Source organism: Sporosarcina ureae (assembly GCF_029267015.1).
Taxonomy (GTDB): domain Bacteria; phylum Bacillota; class Bacilli; order Bacillales_A; family Planococcaceae; genus Sporosarcina; species Sporosarcina ureae_D.
Genome location: NZ_JARIEA010000057.1, coordinates 22,115 through 40,659, shown reverse-complemented (window position 1 = coordinate 40,659; position 18,545 = coordinate 22,115). Strand labels below are relative to the sequence as shown.

Genomic DNA, 18,545 nt, shown 5'->3' with positions numbered 1-18,545 from the left:
CGTTCAAACGGCGTTTGCTTCATTTTATCTCCTCCTTAATTTTATATCTGAACTACAATTTTATTTATTATAACACCAACAGAAAACGCTAGTCTTTACAAGATCATTTATAAAACAAAATGGCCCGTTTGCTTAATACTGCCAAGTTAAAGTTAATCGATTCAAATCCAGACCACAGTAACATATTCTCGTAACACTCTATACAGCACTGAAATTACAGTCGCTGTATAGTTAGGGACATTATAACATAATTTTGAATAAACTGTTGGTCAATTACTATATTGATAGTGTACTTAAGATAGTTATGATTTACTATATAAATACAAAATAAAAACACTACCAAGTAAATTCGGTAGTGTTGATCCACATTAAAAATACTTACTATACAAGTCATGGCGTAGTTTCCCGCTTAAGTGCGCGTAAATTCGTGTAGTTTCACTTTTCTCGTGTCCGAGTAAACTTTGGATTACTTCTAGGGGAGCGCCGTTGTTAATCAGATGCGTTGCATAACTATGCCGTAATTGATGAGGGTGTATGGATTTGTTAATGCCTGAGCGTTTTGATACGCGCTTGAGAGTGTATCGCAGTGTGTCGATGCTCATACGTTTCTTCGGATTCCGCTCGGTGACGAATAGGCAGGGGTCTTGATCGTCGCGTTCTTCTAAATATCTTTTTAGCCAAATCGCACACCGTACATTGAAATACACTTCGCGTTCTTTGTCCCCTTTACCGAGCACGATGACCGAGTTACCGATGAAGTCGATATCTTGCCGATTGAGTGAAGCTACTTCTCCAATACGGCAACCGGTAGAATAGAAAAACTCGAACAAGGCTTTCTCCATCGTAGTATCACAGGCTTCGCGCAAATGTTCTATTTCATGTTTGGAAAGAAACTTTGGAATTCGTTGTCCCATTTTGGGCTCTTTTAATTTAGACGCTGGGTTTTTCGCCATAAAACCTTCTTCATGTGTCCATTTGAATAACGATCGGATGAATCGAACACGGTGTCCGAGACTCGAAGGTTTTAAGTGACTGCCACATTCGATCAAATAGGTTTTCAGTTCGTCCGTCGTGATATCCTCCATCGATACATCACCGACAAATCGTTTCAACATGTCGCATTGATAACTGTACATTTTCAGTGTCAGAGGAGAATATCCTTCAATGCGTTTATCTGCTTCGTATTTCGTCCAAGCTTCGCAAATCAACATCCTATTCACACTCCCATATTGGCAATCTAGTAGTAGCCAGTATGTCCGCATGAAAGAATTTTATTCATTGAAAAATAGAGTGTGGATGTCTACATAGTTTAGCGACCAGATCGCAAATACTCTTCATCCACGAGTGGTTTTCCTTCGGCGTCGACGAGAACTGTCATCCCGAGACCGTAGCCTTGTGCTTGCGACATATAAAGCACGCCTGTTTCATTGTCTCGTATCACTTGGAATTGCATCATTTTCCCCTGTTTCTCGATGATTTCAAAACGTTTCGTATCCACTGGATCAGCCTCCCTTTTTCTTACTATTAGTATATACTAGCATGACAGACTATTCAAAATACGATGTTCTTATAGTCGGTATATTAGTATTTAAAAAGATTTGAAACTATTTCTTTGGTTTCTCGTCTGTACGATACTTACCAAACTAGAGAAAGGATGAAATCGAATGAACAAGTTTTTAGCTGGATGTGCGATGTTCTTACTCGCTTGCAGTCTGCCAGTTGCAAGTATGTCAGCCAGTGCACAATCATTTCCGGATGTACCGGCGTCAAAACACTTTGCGGAAGCCGTCAATGAACTAGCGTCACGCCATATTATTGGCGGCTATCCTGACGGCACGTTCAAACCTGGAAATTCCATTACACGGGGACAGGCTGCTGCGATTATCGTCAAGCTGACAAAACTGGAGTCTGCGAATGTGAAAGATCCGAAATTCAAAGATGTCACTATGGCAAATGGCTATTATAAGGCAATTGCGATCCTTGCAGAAAATGGGGTGATCAATGGCTATGGCGATGGGCGCTTCGGACCGAATGATTCCATCACACGGGCGCAAATGGCTTCTATTATTATCAAAGCGTTTGAATTGCCATTGTATCGAGATCCGGACTATGGGTTCAAAGATGTTGTGCATAAAAATGGTCATAGGGACGGAATTTACAGTTTGTATCAGCTCGGTTTGACAACGGGAACTTCTCCTACGACTTACAGCCCGAATGCTTCTATTACGAGAGGGCAAGCAGCTAAAATACTGAAAGCGTCAGAAGAAGTGAAGACGGGGATTATGACGTTGCACGCGAAAGACTATAAGTGGAAACGGTTTAGCGACGTCAGCCAAACGAATTCGGAAGTATTCGATATTGTGGCGGACAGTGAAATTCCAAGCCATGTCAATTTGAAGACGAAGGTCCATATCGTTCCGAAGAAGGAAGGGACAGCTACACTGTCTTTCTCTGGAGGAGGAGTAGCGAATCCTGCTGATAAAGACTATAGAAAGTACTATGTGCATGTGAAACAAGTGAAGGGTGAGTGGGATATTTCATTGGAAGAGACATCTGATATTTATTCGACTCCGGTACAGTTATGGAAGCAGTATGAACAAATAGAAAGCAATGAAGCATTCATTGATGCGAAATCCATCACACTCGCGACAAAGGATGGAACACCAGTGGATGAAAGTGTGGAGTACGAGCGATGCGAAAATCAAAAGCTGCAGTATTGTAATAGTATTGAGCTCGATCAAGCGGGAGAATTCATTGCGACAGTTACGTATACAGACGGGAAAGAAGTGCGTTATTATATTTCGTCGATTAAGGTCGACGATGCGTTTTATTATTATACGCACGTAACACCGATCAAGCCAGATGAAGTGGTGGAAATATGGGATGGAGCTTTACTTGGTCAGCATGTGCTGCCTAAGGGAAGTGAGCAGATTGCGACGGTGACGAGAGATCCGGGGACGAATGTGTTCCGAATTACGCCGAAGCAAACAGGAGAATTCTTTATCGACTTCCCTGACAGCAAAGTAGTACCGGGAAGTCATCGGATTTACTATGGCATTACGGTACGGGTCAGTAAACTAGGGCCTTATCTGCATGTCTATGCGGAAAGTAGTGAAGAAGACGATATGATATTTAATGATTGAGTTAATATATGGAAGGAATGCACCGTATAAAGTACAGGCAGCCGTCGAGTGGATGGCTGCCTGTTTGGTGCGTCTATGCTACACTGTAATTAAATAGAAAAGTCTGACTCGAACTTAGGGAGGCATGCAGATGAACGTGATTGAGATGAAGCAAGTGACGAAAGCTTTCGGTGCGCATCATGCGTTGGATGGACTGGATCTATCGGTGATGAAAGGGGAAGTATTCGGCTTTATCGGGCCGAATGGGGCAGGAAAGTCGACGGCGATTCGGGTGTTGCTTGGCATGCTTCGTAAGACGAGTGGAACGGCGACGATTTTTGGTGAGGATGTGTGGCGCGATGCGGTGAAGATTCATCGTCGTATTGCGTATGTGCCAGGTGACGTAAATTTATGGCCGCAGCTGACGGGTGGGGAAGTGATTGACTTATTCGCAAGTCTTCAGGGGAAAATGAATACGCAAAAACGTGATGAATTACTGGTACGTTTTCAGCTGGATCCAACGAAGAAGTGTCGGACGTATTCGAAAGGGAATCGACAGAAGGTTGCGCTCGTAGCGGCCTTCGCTTCGGATGCGGAGTTATTTCTACTCGATGAACCGACGTCGGGACTGGATCCGTTAATGGAGAAAGTCTTTCAACAATGCGTGGCAGAAGTGAAGGCGGAAGGGAAGACGGTGTTGCTGTCGAGCCATATTCTGTCCGAAGTTGAGAAGTTATGTGATCGCGTCGGCATTATTCGGCAAGGTCGGCTAATCGAGTGCGGCACATTGAATGAACTGCGACATTTAACACGTATGCAACTAGCGGTGGAAACGAGAGTTCCAATGGAATCGCTCGCTTCCTGGCAAGGCGTCCATGACGTGGTACAGACGGAATTAGGTTGGACATTTCATGCGGATGCAGAAGAGATGGAATTGATTATGCAGAAGTTGGGCAGTTATGGCATACAAAGAATTGAAAGTGCACCACCGACGCTTGAGGATTTATTCATGCGACACTATGAAGGAACAGCGGAAAGCAGGGAGTCGTGATGAAGGAGCGCTTTGTAGGAGTCTCTCGTCTATCAATGTTCATTATCCGCCAAGATCGGCTGCGATATGTATGGTGGCTTATTGGGATCATTGCGCTGACGCTGATTGTTCCACCGGCTCTTAATGAATTATATCCAACACAGCAAGACCGGGATGTGTTAGCGGAAACGATGAAAAACCCGGTGATGGAGGCGATGGTCGGTCCTGGTGACCTTGCGAATTACACGCTAGGTGCGATGGTATCGCATCAGATGCTATTGATGACCGCTATCGCAGTCGCTATCATGAATATTTTATTGATGGTGCGACATACGCGAGCAGAGGAAGAAGAAGGGCAAGCGGAGTTATTGCGGTCATTTCCAGTCGCCCGGGATTCGCAGTTGACGGCTTCGATGCTGACGTTGACCGGAGTGAATCTACTGCTAGCTTTATTGATTGGTGTGGGTCTGTATAGTCTATCATTCGATAGTATGGGAGTAACGGGGTCGTTCATTTATGGCGCGGGACTTGGTGCGATCGGGATATTTTTTGCGAGTATCACAGCCGTTTGTTCCCAAATGGCCGGAAGTTCGCGGGGAGCGGTCGGGTTGTCATTCACGGTGATGATCGCCTGCTATTTACTACGGTCAGGTACGGAGTGGATTCCGCCATTTGGCTGGTTGACGCAAGTTCAGCCGTACAGTGAGAATAACTGGTTACCTGTAGGTGGCTTACTCGTCGCGGGTGCTGTGTTGTTTTTATTTGCGGTGATGTTACTAGGAAAACGGGATATTGGATCTGGCTTGATTCCGTCAAGAAACGGTCGTGCGCATGCATCTGTTTTGTTGCGTTCGCCGATTGGCCTCGCTTGGCGATTACAACGGACGACATTCATATCGTGGTCCATCGGCATGTTGGTGCTCGGTGTGTCATATGGTTCAGTCCTTGGTGATTTAGATGCGTTTTTTCAAGACAATGATATGCTCGCTTCGATGATTGTGGCGGATGAAAACAGTTCGTTAACCGCCCAATTCTTGCCTATGCTCATGGCGGTGTTAGCATTCATCAGTACGATTCCCGCGTTGCTATCGATTCATAAAGTGGTGGGGGAAGAACGTAAATCTCGTGTGGATGTAGTGCTTAGCCGTTCCGTATCTAGAACTGCGTTATTTATGTCGTATCTAGTGCTTGCATGTATTACGGCTGTTATGATGTTGAGTTTTGCAGCACTTGGTTTATGGCTAGCAGGAACTACTTCAATGGAAGAACCTTTTTCTATCCAAACGGTTTGGCAGTCAGCAATCGTACATTTTCCAGCCATTGCGGTGATGATCGGTGTCAGTTCATGTTTGATCGGCATTGTCAAGAAAGCAGTCGGGTTGGTTTGGTTATATCTTTTCTATGGATTTATGACGCTTTATTTAGGCGGGCTGTTCCAATTTCCTGTGTGGATGGAAAAGTTGTCACCTTTCGGATTCGTTTCAAAATTGCCGATAGAGGATATGAATTGGTTGTATGCTGGTGGGTTGATAGCAGTGGCGATCTTGTTGATGATGATTGGCATCAATCGCTATACGAACCGGGATATAGAAGGATAAGAAAACAACAAAAAACCAGACGAAGATGTCTGGTTTTTTGCATGGCTTGTATACTATTAAACTGTAGCTTTACTGCTCTTCGGTTCAACCAATAAACCACCGTCACCTTTAAGGTAGTTAATCATACCTTCAGCTGCACGATAAGCGAATGCGCCAATCGTTTCTGTTGGGTTCGAGTTACCGAAGTGAGGGAATGATGATCCGCCAACGACGAATACGTTTTCCATATCCCATACTTGTGAATACGTATTAACAGCGGAGATTTCTGGGTCTGTACCCATGATCACGCCACCTGCTGCGTGTGTATTGACGCTGGATGAAGTCATTTCTACATCGTCCGATACAGGAGGAGTATTGACGATATCCGCGCCCATTTCTTCTGCGATTTCTGCACACTTTTCAGCTATTGCTCTCGCCATATTGCGTTCTTGGTCTGTAAACTTAGCTGTGATTCGTAGAAGAGGATCACCGTAAATATCTTTATACGTTGGATCCAAGTCCAAGTAATTGTGCGTACGTGGTAACGTACCTTGCATACCACCAATATTTAAATAACGATGTGCATAATGAATGGATTTCTCTTTAAACTCTTTACCCCAATATGGAGTACCTTGAGGAACACGGTTATTCGAGATAGCCGCCGCACCGTCTTGGAAAATACTGATATTAAATCCAAGAAGGAAGTCTGTATCCGTGTTATCGATATGATCTCCGTTAAAGTCATCGATTACACAACCGAGTGCTCCAGCGCCTGCGAATGTATTGAACTTCTTATCTTCAAAGAATGCAGTAGCGGAGTTTCCGCCAGTTCCTGTGTAGTGAGAAGTGAAGTTTTTACCGATTACGCCTTTTCCGGTTTCGGGATTATATTGTTCTCCGATTCCAGATAGCATCATCAAACGGTTATTACCTGAGAAAAATGCAGCCGATACAACAAGGTCCGCCGGTTGTTCGAATTCCTCAAGAGTAAGTGGATCAACGTACAATACGCCAGTTGCTTTTTTCCCGTCATGTAGAATGCGTTTTACGTGTGCATTGTTACGGATCTCAAAGTTTCCTGTTTTTTGTGCTGTCTTAAGAACTGTAACGATCGGATCTGCTTTTGCCGCAAAGTCACAACCGTACATAGAACAAAATGCACAAAATACACATGCGTTGATTGTTTCGCCATCTGGATTTACATATTGTTGTGAAATCGTTGCAGCTGGCATACGGAATGGGTGATACCCAAGACTAGCCGTAGCTTCTTTGAATAATTTGATAGGTGGAGACTCTTTCATTGGTGGGTTTGGATAATCGTTTGCACGTGGTGGTCCTAATGGATTCACTTCACCTGAGATCCCCGCCGTTTTTTCCCACTTATCATAATACGGTTCCATATCATCGTATGTAACGCCCCAGTCCTGAATCGGCATATCTTTAGGGATTCGTTCTTCACCGTACTTTTCTACGATTTTAGTACGGACTTCAAAGTCGGAGGGAAGCCAGCGATACGACCAACCTGACCAATGCACGGATGTCCCGCCAGTACCTTCGTCGTAGATTGGGTATCCATTATGTTTACGCATAGGAATTGCGTCATCACCTATATTGTTTCGGAACGTCATCGTTTGTTTCGTTAAATCCTGAGCTAACTCATGACGTTTTGTATAACGAAGTTCGTCTTTTGAACCGATGAAATCTTTTGTGCTTCTTTCCTTACCGCGTTCTAGGCAGACCACTTTATAGCCAGCTTTACTTAATTCAGCCGATGCGATTCCTCCGGCCCAACCGCTTCCGACAACGACAACGTCTACTTTTTCTAGTTTTTCAGCCATGTATTAAACCCCTTACATTACGATTTTTGTTGATAACTTGTTAGACTCATTGGATCGCGTTTAACGAATTCGTCTTTTTCGATGATGTCTGCGTATGAAGGCACAGCACCAGGGAATTCTTGCATTTCCCAGCCAGCCATATTACGATTTCCACCATATAATGGGTCAGAATATGCGCCTTCCATTGTCAATTCACGAAGTAACTGGAACATACTACCCGCATTTACGCCGCGAAGTTTTACTTTAGAGCTCTCGAAGTCTTGTAAAATTTCGATCTGCTGCTCTTCTTCTGCTTTATCAAACGTTACATCAAAACGTTTTCTACTTTCATCATTCATTTTTCTAATTCCAGTGATAATTACTTGGCCTCTGTTTAAACTAGTTTGATCAACGGGCGGATCATTTGTTAAAAATGGTCCTTGTCTGTAATCGGAACCATTGATGCCCCAAGAGCCAGCCATTTGTTTATCGATGAAGTAAGGAACTCCTAATTCAATCGCTCCTGGACCATTATCGTCTTTTGGCAATATGCGCTCAGTTGCTTGTTCAAGAACGACGAAGTCTTCATATCTCGAAAAGAACATACGTGCTTCAGTTAGCTCTACTTTTTTCGTATCCGTTTTAACGGGTGCGCTTTTATCGGATTTAAATTGGTTAGTCAGTAGTCCACCTAACAATGAACCACCTGCGACTCCACCGACGACTAAACCGGAATTTTTCATAAATTGACGACGACTTGTATCGGGTGCTTGTCCAGCATTCGATCCGCCTGGTTTTACATCTTTATGATCGGTCATTTTCCATCCCCCTAATTTCAAAAAATCTTTAATGTTAAATAGATAGTTTGGTAATTTGACAATTTTACCTAATTCGTCATGGTATGTCAAGAAGATTTCAATAAAACGAATAATAAACAATATAAAATTATTTAGCGTTTATTTAATTTTTTTATTATATTTCTGACAGAAGAACCTTGCTTTAAGGAAAGAGCTGGACCTAGCCTTATGAAGAGATGTCAGTTGGGGTTCGAGAAGATATGATGTGCAAGTGTAGGGAGTATCCAGCGACAAAGCCAGTTGATGAGCACGAAGAAATTATGAATTTTGTAACTAGCGGAAATGCAGAAGGTGCTGAAACAGCGATGCGCGCACATATTATGCGGAGTTTGCAAAATACCATTCAGGCGTTGAGTTATTTAAGAGGATGATAGGAATCCATTTGATCGTAATTTTAAGATTAAATGGATTTTTCTGTTATAGATCCTCTGCAAAGCGTTCTAAATACCCTACAATAACAGGATGTTCATTGGTATTATGGAAATAACTAGTTTTTACTAGTCTACTAACTACTAAGGGAGTGGAAAAGTATGAAAAAAACTTTACGAGTTCTAGTATGGACAGCGTGCATGTTGGCTTTATCGCTAGTTTATGCAAATTCCAATGAAGCGTCGGCAAAAGAGTTCAAAGATGTATCGAAGAAGCATCCGAACTACACGGCCATTCAAGAGATGCAAAAAGCGGGCTATATCAATGGGTATCCTGATGGAACGTTCCGCCCGAGTGAACCAGTCAGTCGTAAACACGTCGCCTCGTTGCTTGATCAAGTGTTGAAGTTCCCGCAACCGCCAACGGATAAATTGGTTTTCGCCGATGTGCCGAAGAACCATATGTACTATACGCCCATCATGAAGTTATACAATAAGGGAATCATCAGTGGGGGACTGGACAAGAAATTTAATCCGAATGCATCGATTACACGAATCCAGATGGCGAAGATGCTCGATTTGGCATTTGAATTTAATATGAAAGAACCTGCATTATTTGAAGATCTACACTTCTTGCACTGGGGATATGCACATGCAAGTGCGCTGTATGCCAATGGCGTAACGAAAGGCGATAACGGAAAGTTCTTACCGAATCAATCCGTTACACGTGCGCATTATGCAGAGTTTTTATATCGTGCTATGAAAGTGGGGAAAACACCTTCTAGTAGTATGGTTAGTAAAGAAAAAGCGGTTGATTTGACTATGCGCCTTCCTGTTGTGATTGAAGGAATTCGCGTTCAAGGAAAATTGGATAAGCAAACATACAGTCAGCTTCGTTCAAAGCAGTTGCCTTATGCTACAAAAGCATTTGTCGATGGGTTGTTAAAAGCCGATTACCCGGATGTATGTACACAATGTGATTCATTTTTATTCCCAGATTTAACGATCGAACCTTCACTGCGTTTCGAATATACGCAACCAGATGCCAAGACACTTCAAGTGCACACGATTTCATTACGTAATATGTTATCGTCTGCTAGTTATGTTCATTATGTCTTCAAGAACGAATCAGGTGTATGGAAAATGGACGATTATTCAGGTGAGGACGTTGGAAAAAAGAATTTTGAACTGACGAAAGAAGAAGCTAAGCGTGTAGTGGAAATGAATTATCGCTACTCTTCAAAGGTGAAGGTGACGTATGTTTCACAAGCGAAAAAGACAGGTGAAGATTATGCAACGAAAGAAAAGTATCCATTTACTGAATATAAATTCACTGTAGAAACGGAAGATGGTCGGGAAACGGTTGTTGTGAATTCAGACGACGGCTTTACGTACTGATCCAAATCTATGGATAGAATAAGAGGAAAACTCCTACACCACAATAAAGTGGATTGTAGGAGTTTTTTTCTCTGCAAAATAGTTTCGGTAGATAAATAACAGATTATTCTAATAATGTATATCAAACTAGTTAGTTACTTGGTAGTATGGTAGTAGGAGACTGTCGATGAATAAAATATAAAGGGAGTGAAAGCATGAAGAAGATGTTCAAGATTGGTTTATGGACGTTACTGTTGCTTGCTTTGTCATTTGTTCATGCCGGAATCAATGAAGCGTCTGCAAAAGAGTTCAAAGATGTATCGAAAAAGCATCCGAACTATGCAGCAATCCAAGAAATGCAAAAAGCGGGGTTCATTAATGGCTATCCTGACGGGAATTTTCGTCCGAATGAGCCGGTGAGTCGTAAGCATGTGGCGGTGTTGTTGGATAAAGCGCTGAAGTTGCCACGGCCTTCTACTACGCAAGCTGTTTTTACAGATGTACCGAAGAATCATGCGTATTATACCCCCATCATGAAGTTGTACGATCAAGGAATTGTAGGTGGTTCCAATGGGAAGTTCAATCCTGAAGCTTCTGTTACACGTATCCAAATGGCCAAAATGCTGGATTTGGCATTTGAATTCAATATGACAGAGCATGCGGGTTTTTATGATCTTCTTGTTACCCACTGGGGATATGTCCATGCGAATGCATTATTTTCACAAGGGGTAACGAAAGGGGATAACGGACAGTTTAAGCCGAATGACAAAGTGACGCGCGCGCATTATGCGGAGTTCCTGAATCGCGCCATTATCGCACGTGCTGCTCAACCGGGTGGTGCAAAGATGAATAAAGATGGTGCCTTGGACAAATTAAATCGATTAACCTCATCAATTGAACGTGTTTTCGTGCTAAGCAAAGAGAACAATCAAACGTTCACTAAAGCCCGTCCAGAATTTCTTCAATACGCAACAGCAAGGTACGTAGATGACGTCATTGCAAAAGTGTATACAGGAGAGTTTGATTATTTGCAGTATGTAAATCATCCGTTGCACTCTGAAGTACGTTTGCGTTTTGATTTCTCACAACCTGACCCAGATGTGCTACATGTTGAAACGATCCAATTCAGAACTATAAACGATGACACGGGTGGATTTGTGCATGCCGCATTTACGCGAGAAAAAGGACAATGGAGAATTTCTGATTACGATATTGAGTATCCGGGGACTAAGAATTTTCAACTGACAGTAGACGAAGCGAAGTTTGCGATTGAAGACGAGTATAAGCGTCACGGTTTCCAACAGGTACAAGTGAAATTCGTATCGAAAACTAAAATGACCAATCAAGACTATTCCACTCATGAAACGTATTCATTCGATCAATACAAATTCACAGTGGACAGTAATATAGGTCGTGATACGGTGACGTTCCATTCTGATAGTGGTCTAATGTATTGATCGTGTTGCACTACCTATAAAATAGTCTCCTACTCTACACACAAAAAAGCGTCCCACTTTGTAAAGTGGAACGCTTTTTGCTATTCATTATGATGCATCGGCATCCGGTACAAGACGTTTTTCCGTTTTCGTGACAATGAAAATACTTGCTTCATACAAGCCAATCATCGGAATCAAAATGATCAATTGACTTAAGAAGTCAGGAGGCGTAATCAATGCAGACACTACACCGAGTGTTACATACGACCACTTTCTCACTTTTTTCATCGTGGCTGACGTCAAAACTCCGATTGCGGACAAGAAGAGCGCGACGATCGGTAGTTCGAACAATAAACCGATCGGCATCGTCGTCATCAATAGAAAACGTGCATATTCCTTTGCCGTAATCATCACATCGAAGTTCATTTTACCGAGCTTTACTAAAAAGTTATAGCTCAGTGGATTGACTACATAATAACCAAATGCCAGACCGCCGACGAACAAGAGCAGGATTGCAGGAGAGTAGAGGCTTAAGAAGCGACCCTCTTTCTGCGTGAGACCTGGCTTGACGAACTGCCAAAGGAAATGACAGACGAACGGGACCGATAGACCGAATGCCATGGCTGCAGAAATCGTCGTATAGAACGAAATGACTTCAAGCGGACTCAAGACGATCAGTGTATAACCACGCGTAACGTACGGGAACCATAGATTGATTGTACTGAAAACTGCAATGAAGAAAACTAGGAATACAACGACACTTTTGATCAGCTGTTTCCGAAGATCCGTGAGGTGGTCGATGAGCGCTGGGTCTACATCTTCCTTTTCTTTTTTGGGTTCTTCTGGAGGTGGCATTCTAGGCTCTTCCGGTTTTGGTTCTGGTTTTAGTTCTTCTGGTACAGATTGTGTAGTGGAAGAAGTCTCCGCAGAGTGATCGGGTAGCGCAGCTTCTTCATCTTTTGCTTTTTTGTCTAACGGGCTAAGGATTTTACGGTTGTGATCACTATACGGATCCATCTTGTCACCTACTTAATTAATATCTTTTTTGTCGTGTTCAATAGTCTTGGCAGGGGTAACAGTTGTTTTGTCTTTCTCTTCATCATCACCCATAATATCTTTTGTTGCTTTTTTGAACTCTGCCAACGTTTTGCCGACTGCTGAGCCGACTTCAGGCAACTTACGAGGTCCGAAGAGAATCAAGATGATAACTAGGATGATAATAAGCCCAGGTACACCGATCGCTGCTAAATTCATAAATATCCCATCCTTTCCTAGTTAATTTATACGAGTGATCCGCCTTGTTTACGGTATTTCTGAATGCCTTCCGCAGTACGGTAGGCAAGTGCACCGACTGTTGCAGTAGGGTTGTACCCACTATTATGAGCGAAATTGCCCGCACTCACAACAAATAAGTTTTCCATGTCCCAATGTTGCATATATGTGTTCACAACACTCGTGTTTGGATCATTACCCATAGTCGTACCACCCGTGTTATGCGTGGACTGGTACGGTACGATATCATAATCACCGAGTGGACCGCCACCTAATGTTTTCTTCGCACCCATGTTTTCCATAATATCGACTGTCTTCTGCGTAATGAACTTATGCAAGTTTCGGTCTTGTTCCGTAAAGTTATACGTCAACTGCATCAATGGTACACCATATTTGTCTTTATATGTTGAGTCTAAAGACAGGAAATTTTCTTTATGCGGCATCGAAGCACCTTGTCCGAATACGCTTAGTGTACGTGTGTAGTTCTCAATGGATGCTTTTTTGAATTCTGCACCCCATAGAGGTATATCTTCAGAAATTGGATTCGAGCCGATTGGTCGGTTACCGCCTTGAACAATTGAAATACTTGAACCATGGATGAAATCAAGATTCGCGTGGTCGAAACTATCCCCATTAAAATCATCAATCGTCATGCCGAGCGCACCTGCACCCATGAACGTATTCATCTGTTCATCGAAGAATCCGATAGAACCAGGTCCGAGTTGGTAGCAATAGTTTTTACCGAGCGTACCTTTGCCAGTATCGGGATCATACTGCTCGCCGATATCCGAAACCATCAACAATTTTGCGTTGTTTAACATATAGCTTGTCAAGACGACGACATCAGCAGGTTGAATAAACTCTTCTCCTGTAATCGTATCGATGTAGCGGACGCCTGTAGTTTTATCGCCTTGTTTCAATACTTCTACGACGTTCGCATTGAATGTTACATCGTAATTCCCTGTTTTCATTGCTGCTGGAACGACTGTCACTTCCGGAGAAGCTTTCGCGCCGTATTCACAACCAAATCTTTCACAGAAACCACAGTACTGACAAGCATTCAGCTTGGAACCATCTGGATTTTCATATGCTTCTGAAAGGTTTGCGGAAGGTACCATATACGGATGGAACCCTAGATCTTTAGTTGCGGTTTCAAATTTCTTCAGTATCGGTGTTTTCTTTAGTGGAGGAGTAGGGAAATCGGATGAACGCTTGCCCCAGAATGGATTGGTATCTTCTCCTGAAAGACCGAGTGTTTTTTCAAATGTATCGAAGTACGGTTCCATTTCGTCATACGTGACGCCCCAGTCTTGGAGAAGGTAATCAGATGACAACTTGTTCTTACCATACTTTTTTTCGGTTTCTGACTTAATTTCAAAATCATAAGGAAGAAAACGATACGTCATGCCGTTCCAGTGTGTACCGGATCCGCCTAACCCTTCACCCAATAGGAAAGAACCCATTTGGCGCATAGGCAATGCACGCATTTTACGATGATTGCGGAATGTCACGGTTTCTTTTGATAAATCTTGCATTAATTCATAGCGCTGTGCATAGCGGTATTCATCATGAATCATGGCGAAGTCTGCCGTGCTACGCTCCTTGCCGCGCTCCAAACCACGTACTTTCATGCCAGCTTTTGCGCATTCGGCTGCAATGATGCCGCCTGTCCAACCAACGCCTACCGTTACTACATCTACTTTATCGAGTGTTTTAGCCACAATCTAGCCCCCTTGTTCTTAATGTTGCATACTGCTGAGTGATTTTGGTTCGATCTTCTGGAATTTCTCTTCTTCAATAACATTGAGATAAGACATCTGATGGCCAGGGAACCCTTTCATCTTCCATCCTTCCATGTTGACGTTACCGTTGTATAGTGGATCTGAATACGCGCCTTCGATTGTCGCGCTGCGAAGTAGTTTGAAGAAGAAGCCTGCTGTTACGCCTCTCATTTCAATTTCATCTTTTTGTAAGTCTGTCAAAATCTCATCCATCTGTTCAGGTTCGATATCTGTAAACGACTTATCGAATCGACTCTTTGCTTCGCTTTCCATAACGTGTACACCTTGCAAGAAAATTTCTGATCTTGTAAGTATAGACTGATAGCCCTGTGTTGGCGCACCAGGGAAAAACGGTCCTTGCATATATTCTTTGGAGTTACTGCCATAGTTACCCGCTAATTGATTATCAATGAAGAAAGGTACTCCTAAACCGATGGCACCTGGTCCAAGATCATCTTCTGGAAAAATACGCTCTGTTGCTTGCGATAACACATCAAAATCATGACGGTTTTGGAAAAACATCAAACCCCGATTCACATTCGTGTCACCTGCTGCGTGGGAATCTTCAGTCGTCGTCGCAGGACCATCCTTTTTGACGTTATAGCCGACTAACCCGCCGATTATTCCGCCACCAACTAGTGTTCCTGCCGCGATCCCGCTTGTCTTCAAAAAGTCACGTCTTGAAACGCCTTTTTTAGAATCTGCCACTTCATTTCCCCCTTACTTTTAATAGGTACTTACTCAGGCACTTTCAATTGAACTATTCCCAACTGTCGAATGAAGTCGAAAAAAATCGAAAGTACTATAAAATTTAATGCTATCAAATTACCAAACTTTGGTCAATCAACTAGTTCCAAAATAAGCATATTTTCAAAAAATAGTAATCGTATTTTGTTTCTGGTCATTAAGATCTAAAATAAGACAATTCTCGAGAAAACCTTTAATTATTTTAAATATTCCGAAAATAAATATATACGAATCATTTGAAACTTGGTAGAATATTAATAACAAGTAACCAACAGCCGACAAAATAAATCACTGAGGAGGAAAGATTATGAAGAAGACTAGTCGGATTTTCGTTTGGACTGTATTGATCGTTATGCTTTCATTTGTATCACTTGGTTCCGCGCAAGCAGCAACAAAGGAATTCAAGGATGTGTCGAAGAATCACCCGAACTATGAAGCGATCCATTATTTACAGGATAAAGGCTTTATAGGGGGCTATACGGACGGCACATTCAGACCGAAGGAACAAATATCCCGTAAACACGTGGCGAAGTTACTGGACCAAGCATTGAAATTACCACAAGCCACAACAGGCGTGACGTATTATGATGTACCGAAGAATCATCCATATTATAGCTCGATCATGAAAATGACAGCGGCAGGCATTTTCAGTGGTGGAACAGATGGCTATTTCAATCCCGAAGCACCGATTACACGGATTCAAATGGCGAAAGTACTCGATATCGCATTTGATCTATACATGACGAAACAAAATTCATTTTATGATGTGTATATTGAGCACTGGGGTTACACACATGCCAATGCGCTAAAAGCTAGTGGAGTTGCGGGTGGTTATCCAGACGGTGAATTCAGGCCGAACGAATCCGTTACACGCGCGCACTACGCACAGTTTTTATACGCAGCTATCAAAGTGAAGGAAGCGCGTCCAGCTACGGATAAAGTAACAAAAGGTAAAGCGTGGGATCTCGTCAATCGCAGAACGTTTGAACTAGAGAAGACGATGCGGGATGCGCGGATGAATCAGTGGAGATATTCGGATATAGAGTCTACTCTACGTATGAATGCGACAAAAGCGTTTGTAGATGGGGATCTAAAAGGTTACTATGACCCTAAATGCCAGGACTGCTATATGAACGTTTTGCCATATATTAATAATGAGCCATTGGTACGTTTCGATTTTACACAACCCGATTCCACTACATTGAATGTAAACACAGTGGAATTCCAAAATGGCTATACGGTCGGCGGATTCGTAGCCTATCAATTTAAAAAACAAGATAATAAGTGGAAGATGAATTCGTTGAAGTATACGAAGGTCGGGACGAAGAACTTCCAGCTGACGATCAATGAAGCTAAAAAAGTGTTGGAAGCCGAGTTTACATCCTATGGACATAAAAATATAGTGGCTAAATACGTTACAACCACTCAGCAAATTGAATTGGATCCCGTAACAGATGCCAAGTACACATTTGATCAGTATACATTCAATCTGGATTCAGATAATGGACGCTTCAAAGTGAAATTCAATTCTTCAGATGGCTTCACTTCGTTTGTGAACTAACTAAAGAAACGTGCACACCGTCGATTGGGATGGTGTGCACATTTTTTGTGTGAATTCATATCGCACGGCGACCAAGGTGTTGGAATGGGGGCCGCTGAAAGGTTGATCTACCGATGAACTTTGTTAATCCATTCCGCTTGGCAACACTTTCTTTAGACCTTTGGACTCAATCACACTTGCGACCCCCTCCTGACAAAACCCATACGAACGCCAAGAACACGTCTCACAGACCACCGCAATATCTTCGGGTACTACATGCACTCGAATTCTTCTCTCGACCTCACGCCAAGGCAGCACGTCGCTGACCTTCAATCCAAGCTTGCGTAAAATTTCCGAATCTCTCACATAGATTCCGTCATCCTCGCAATGATACGGTTGCCCTTCAGGAAACTTTGCACATAAATAATCAGGCCCTTTCATGATTTGAATGAACGTATCAGGCTGTTCACGTAGTATGTCGTGGATATTCGTCATATTGGCTGCGTACTCTTCTGAATACCCCATCCCACGGTACCCGAGTAAACAAAATATATGATGCCCGCGTAATTTAATCATCGAACCCCCACCTTTTCTATACTCTTTTTTAGTTAACATGTTTTGTTATTTAGTATACACATAGTTGTGTTGTAGAGGGAGACATCGACACTTTTTAATAATATTTTTCATTTGCTGTCTTGACAATAACAAAGCTAGAATATAGATTTCTAATATGATGTAATTTTATAACTATGTACAATGAAAGAAAAAAGCGTAAATATATATATATAGGAGAGATACTATTGTCAAACGAATATAATGATCAATTGTCAGAACACATACCAATGTATATACGTATAGCCATGGATATTCGTAAGAAAATTCTCAGTGGTAAGTATTTGGAAGAAGAACAAATTTCTACTGAAGATGAAATTGGTGTTGAGTACGGTGTTTCTAGAATGACTGCTCGGAATGCTATCACTCAACTGGTCGAAGAAAATTTAGTATATCGCGTGCACGGTAGGGGAACTTTTGTTAGTAAAAATAAAATCGAACGAAATTTGAACAAGGTAACAGGATTTCACGAAGATATGCTTTCAATGGGGTTAAATCCATCTTCAAAGGTAATAAAGTTTATTACACGATTGCCTGATGCTAAGGAACAGCATGAATTAAAAATTAGAAAGAATGATAAAGTATTTGAAATCAACCGTATTCGTTACATAGATGACGTTCCTTACGGCTATCAGGAACTTGTTATTCCAGTTCGTTTATTACAAGATTTAAAAAAAGAGGATATAGAAAAGAGCTCATTATACACATATATGAATAAGTTGGAAAAACCGATATCTTATGCAAATCAACACATGGAAGTCGCAATCAAACCCGAGATTAACGAATTAATAGGAATTTCTGAAAACATTCCTTTTTTTAAGATTAAGCGTGTTTCTTTTTTAGCAAATAATGAAGCGGTAGAGCTTTTTCATTCCTATTTTAGAGGCGATAAGTTTTCGTATAGTCTTCAGTTATCAAACCATATAGAAGAGGAAGTAAGTGAGTAAGTAAGAAAAAGGTAATATTGGCTACAACTACATTAGAATTAATCCTATTTATTCAACCGTTA

At 42.1% G+C, this 18,545-nt stretch carries 16 protein-coding genes; 7 read left to right on the top strand and 9 right to left on the bottom strand.

The annotated features are described in order from the left end of the window. Positions 1-368 precede the first annotated feature (368 nt). Complete coding sequence (gene xerA, locus Q7P97_RS08895; protein ID WP_303968852.1) at positions 369-1,211, bottom strand: site-specific tyrosine recombinase/integron integrase; 843 nt, start codon at positions 1,209-1,211, stop codon at positions 369-371. A 98-nt stretch (positions 1,212-1,309) separates the two neighbouring features. Beyond that, positions 1,310-1,498, bottom strand: coding sequence for a DUF6440 family protein (locus Q7P97_RS08890; RefSeq protein WP_303968851.1), 189 nt, complete (start codon positions 1,496-1,498; stop codon positions 1,310-1,312). 166 nt (positions 1,499-1,664) lie between these two features. On the opposite strand from Q7P97_RS08890, the gene Q7P97_RS08885 reads away from it, so the two are divergent. The 3 genes from Q7P97_RS08885 (at position 1,665) to Q7P97_RS08875 (ending at position 5,750) form a co-directional block, all read left to right on the top strand. After that, positions 1,665-3,143, top strand: coding sequence for an S-layer homology domain-containing protein (locus tag Q7P97_RS08885; RefSeq protein WP_303968850.1), 1,479 nt, complete (start codon positions 1,665-1,667; stop codon positions 3,141-3,143). A 130-nt stretch (positions 3,144-3,273) separates the two neighbouring features. Continuing rightward, positions 3,274-4,173: an ABC transporter ATP-binding protein gene (locus Q7P97_RS08880; RefSeq protein WP_303968849.1), complete on the top strand. Its 900-nt coding sequence runs from the start codon at positions 3,274-3,276 to the stop codon at positions 4,171-4,173. Further along, entirely contained in the window at positions 4,173-5,750 is a 1,578-nt protein-coding gene (locus tag Q7P97_RS08875; RefSeq protein WP_303968848.1) for an ABC transporter permease, read from the top strand. Before Q7P97_RS08880 ends, Q7P97_RS08875 begins: the two co-directional genes overlap by 1 nt. A 56-nt stretch (positions 5,751-5,806) precedes the next feature. Here Q7P97_RS08875 and Q7P97_RS08870 read toward each other — a convergent pair whose 3' ends face one another. Continuing rightward, positions 5,807-7,567 (bottom strand): GMC family oxidoreductase, encoded by a 1,761-nt coding sequence (locus tag Q7P97_RS08870; RefSeq protein WP_303968847.1) that lies wholly within the window; start codon positions 7,565-7,567, stop codon positions 5,807-5,809. A 17-nt stretch (positions 7,568-7,584) separates the two neighbouring features. Beyond that, positions 7,585-8,364, bottom strand: coding sequence for a gluconate 2-dehydrogenase subunit 3 family protein (locus Q7P97_RS08865; protein ID WP_303968846.1), 780 nt, complete (start codon positions 8,362-8,364; stop codon positions 7,585-7,587). Between the two features lie 569 nt (positions 8,365-8,933). On the opposite strand from Q7P97_RS08865, the gene Q7P97_RS08860 reads away from it, so the two are divergent. After that, positions 8,934-10,169, top strand: a complete 1,236-nt coding sequence (locus tag Q7P97_RS08860; RefSeq protein ID WP_303968845.1) for an S-layer homology domain-containing protein — start codon at positions 8,934-8,936, stop codon at positions 10,167-10,169. A 194-nt stretch (positions 10,170-10,363) separates the two neighbouring features. Beyond that, positions 10,364-11,605 (top strand): S-layer homology domain-containing protein, encoded by a 1,242-nt coding sequence (locus Q7P97_RS08855; protein WP_303968844.1) that lies wholly within the window; start codon positions 10,364-10,366, stop codon positions 11,603-11,605. Positions 11,606-11,692: 87 nt separating this feature from the next. On the opposite strand, the gene tatC is transcribed toward Q7P97_RS08855, so the two are convergent. From tatC to Q7P97_RS08835, 4 genes are read right to left on the bottom strand one after another with little or no spacing between them, the layout of a single operon-like run. After that, positions 11,693-12,601 carry a twin-arginine translocase subunit TatC gene (gene tatC / locus Q7P97_RS08850; RefSeq protein ID WP_303968843.1) on the bottom strand — a complete coding sequence of 303 codons (909 nt, stop codon included), beginning with the start codon at positions 12,599-12,601 and terminating at the stop codon, positions 11,693-11,695. A 12-nt stretch (positions 12,602-12,613) separates the two neighbouring features. Further along, positions 12,614-12,838 carry a twin-arginine translocase TatA/TatE family subunit gene (gene tatA / locus Q7P97_RS08845; protein WP_303968842.1) on the bottom strand — a complete coding sequence of 75 codons (225 nt, stop codon included), beginning with the start codon at positions 12,836-12,838 and terminating at the stop codon, positions 12,614-12,616. Between the two features lie 26 nt (positions 12,839-12,864). After that, a complete protein-coding gene (locus Q7P97_RS08840; RefSeq protein ID WP_303968841.1) occupies positions 12,865-14,577 on the bottom strand; it encodes a GMC family oxidoreductase in 1,713 nt (570 codons plus the stop codon). Positions 14,578-14,595: 18 nt separating this feature from the next. Continuing rightward, positions 14,596-15,345 (bottom strand): gluconate 2-dehydrogenase subunit 3 family protein, encoded by a 750-nt coding sequence (locus Q7P97_RS08835; RefSeq protein ID WP_303968840.1) that lies wholly within the window; start codon positions 15,343-15,345, stop codon positions 14,596-14,598. A 346-nt stretch (positions 15,346-15,691) separates the two neighbouring features. Between Q7P97_RS08835 and Q7P97_RS08830 the strand changes: the two genes are divergently transcribed. Then, on the top strand, positions 15,692-16,945 hold the full coding sequence (locus Q7P97_RS08830) for an S-layer homology domain-containing protein (RefSeq protein ID WP_303968839.1): 1,254 nt from the start codon (positions 15,692-15,694) through the stop codon (positions 16,943-16,945). Positions 16,946-17,068: 123 nt separating this feature from the next. Here the strand turns inward: Q7P97_RS08830 and Q7P97_RS08825 are convergent, their stop codons facing one another. Continuing rightward, entirely contained in the window at positions 17,069-17,500 is a 432-nt protein-coding gene (locus Q7P97_RS08825) for a DUF1284 domain-containing protein (protein ID WP_303968838.1), read from the bottom strand. A gap of 224 nt (positions 17,501-17,724) precedes the next feature. On the opposite strand from Q7P97_RS08825, the gene Q7P97_RS08820 reads away from it, so the two are divergent. Then, on the top strand, positions 17,725-18,483 hold the full coding sequence (locus Q7P97_RS08820) for a GntR family transcriptional regulator (protein WP_303968837.1): 759 nt from the start codon (positions 17,725-17,727) through the stop codon (positions 18,481-18,483). Positions 18,484-18,545: the final 62 nt, after the last annotated feature.

What these genes read in the sequence shown, in the direction of transcription:
- xerA (WP_303968852.1), bottom strand. Translation starts at nt 1,211, where the DNA reads ATGTTGATTTGCGAAGCTTGGACGAAATACGAAGCAGATAAACGCATT.
- Q7P97_RS08885 (WP_303968850.1), top strand. Translation starts at nt 1,665, where the DNA reads ATGAACAAGTTTTTAGCTGGATGTGCGATGTTCTTACTCGCTTGCAGT.
- Q7P97_RS08880 (WP_303968849.1), top strand. Translation starts at nt 3,274, where the DNA reads ATGAACGTGATTGAGATGAAGCAAGTGACGAAAGCTTTCGGTGCGCAT.
- Q7P97_RS08875 (WP_303968848.1), top strand. Translation starts at nt 4,173, where the DNA reads ATGAAGGAGCGCTTTGTAGGAGTCTCTCGTCTATCAATGTTCATTATC.
- Q7P97_RS08870 (WP_303968847.1), bottom strand. Translation starts at nt 7,567, where the DNA reads ATGGCTGAAAAACTAGAAAAAGTAGACGTTGTCGTTGTCGGAAGCGGT.
- Q7P97_RS08865 (WP_303968846.1), bottom strand. Translation starts at nt 8,364, where the DNA reads ATGACCGATCATAAAGATGTAAAACCAGGCGGATCGAATGCTGGACAA.
- Q7P97_RS08860 (WP_303968845.1), top strand. Translation starts at nt 8,934, where the DNA reads ATGAAAAAAACTTTACGAGTTCTAGTATGGACAGCGTGCATGTTGGCT.
- Q7P97_RS08855 (WP_303968844.1), top strand. Translation starts at nt 10,364, where the DNA reads ATGAAGAAGATGTTCAAGATTGGTTTATGGACGTTACTGTTGCTTGCT.
- tatC (WP_303968843.1), bottom strand. Translation starts at nt 12,601, where the DNA reads ATGGATCCGTATAGTGATCACAACCGTAAAATCCTTAGCCCGTTAGAC.
- tatA (WP_303968842.1), bottom strand. Translation starts at nt 12,838, where the DNA reads ATGAATTTAGCAGCGATCGGTGTACCTGGGCTTATTATCATCCTAGTT.
- Q7P97_RS08830 (WP_303968839.1), top strand. Translation starts at nt 15,692, where the DNA reads ATGAAGAAGACTAGTCGGATTTTCGTTTGGACTGTATTGATCGTTATG.
- Q7P97_RS08825 (WP_303968838.1), bottom strand. Translation starts at nt 17,500, where the DNA reads ATGATTAAATTACGCGGGCATCATATATTTTGTTTACTCGGGTACCGT.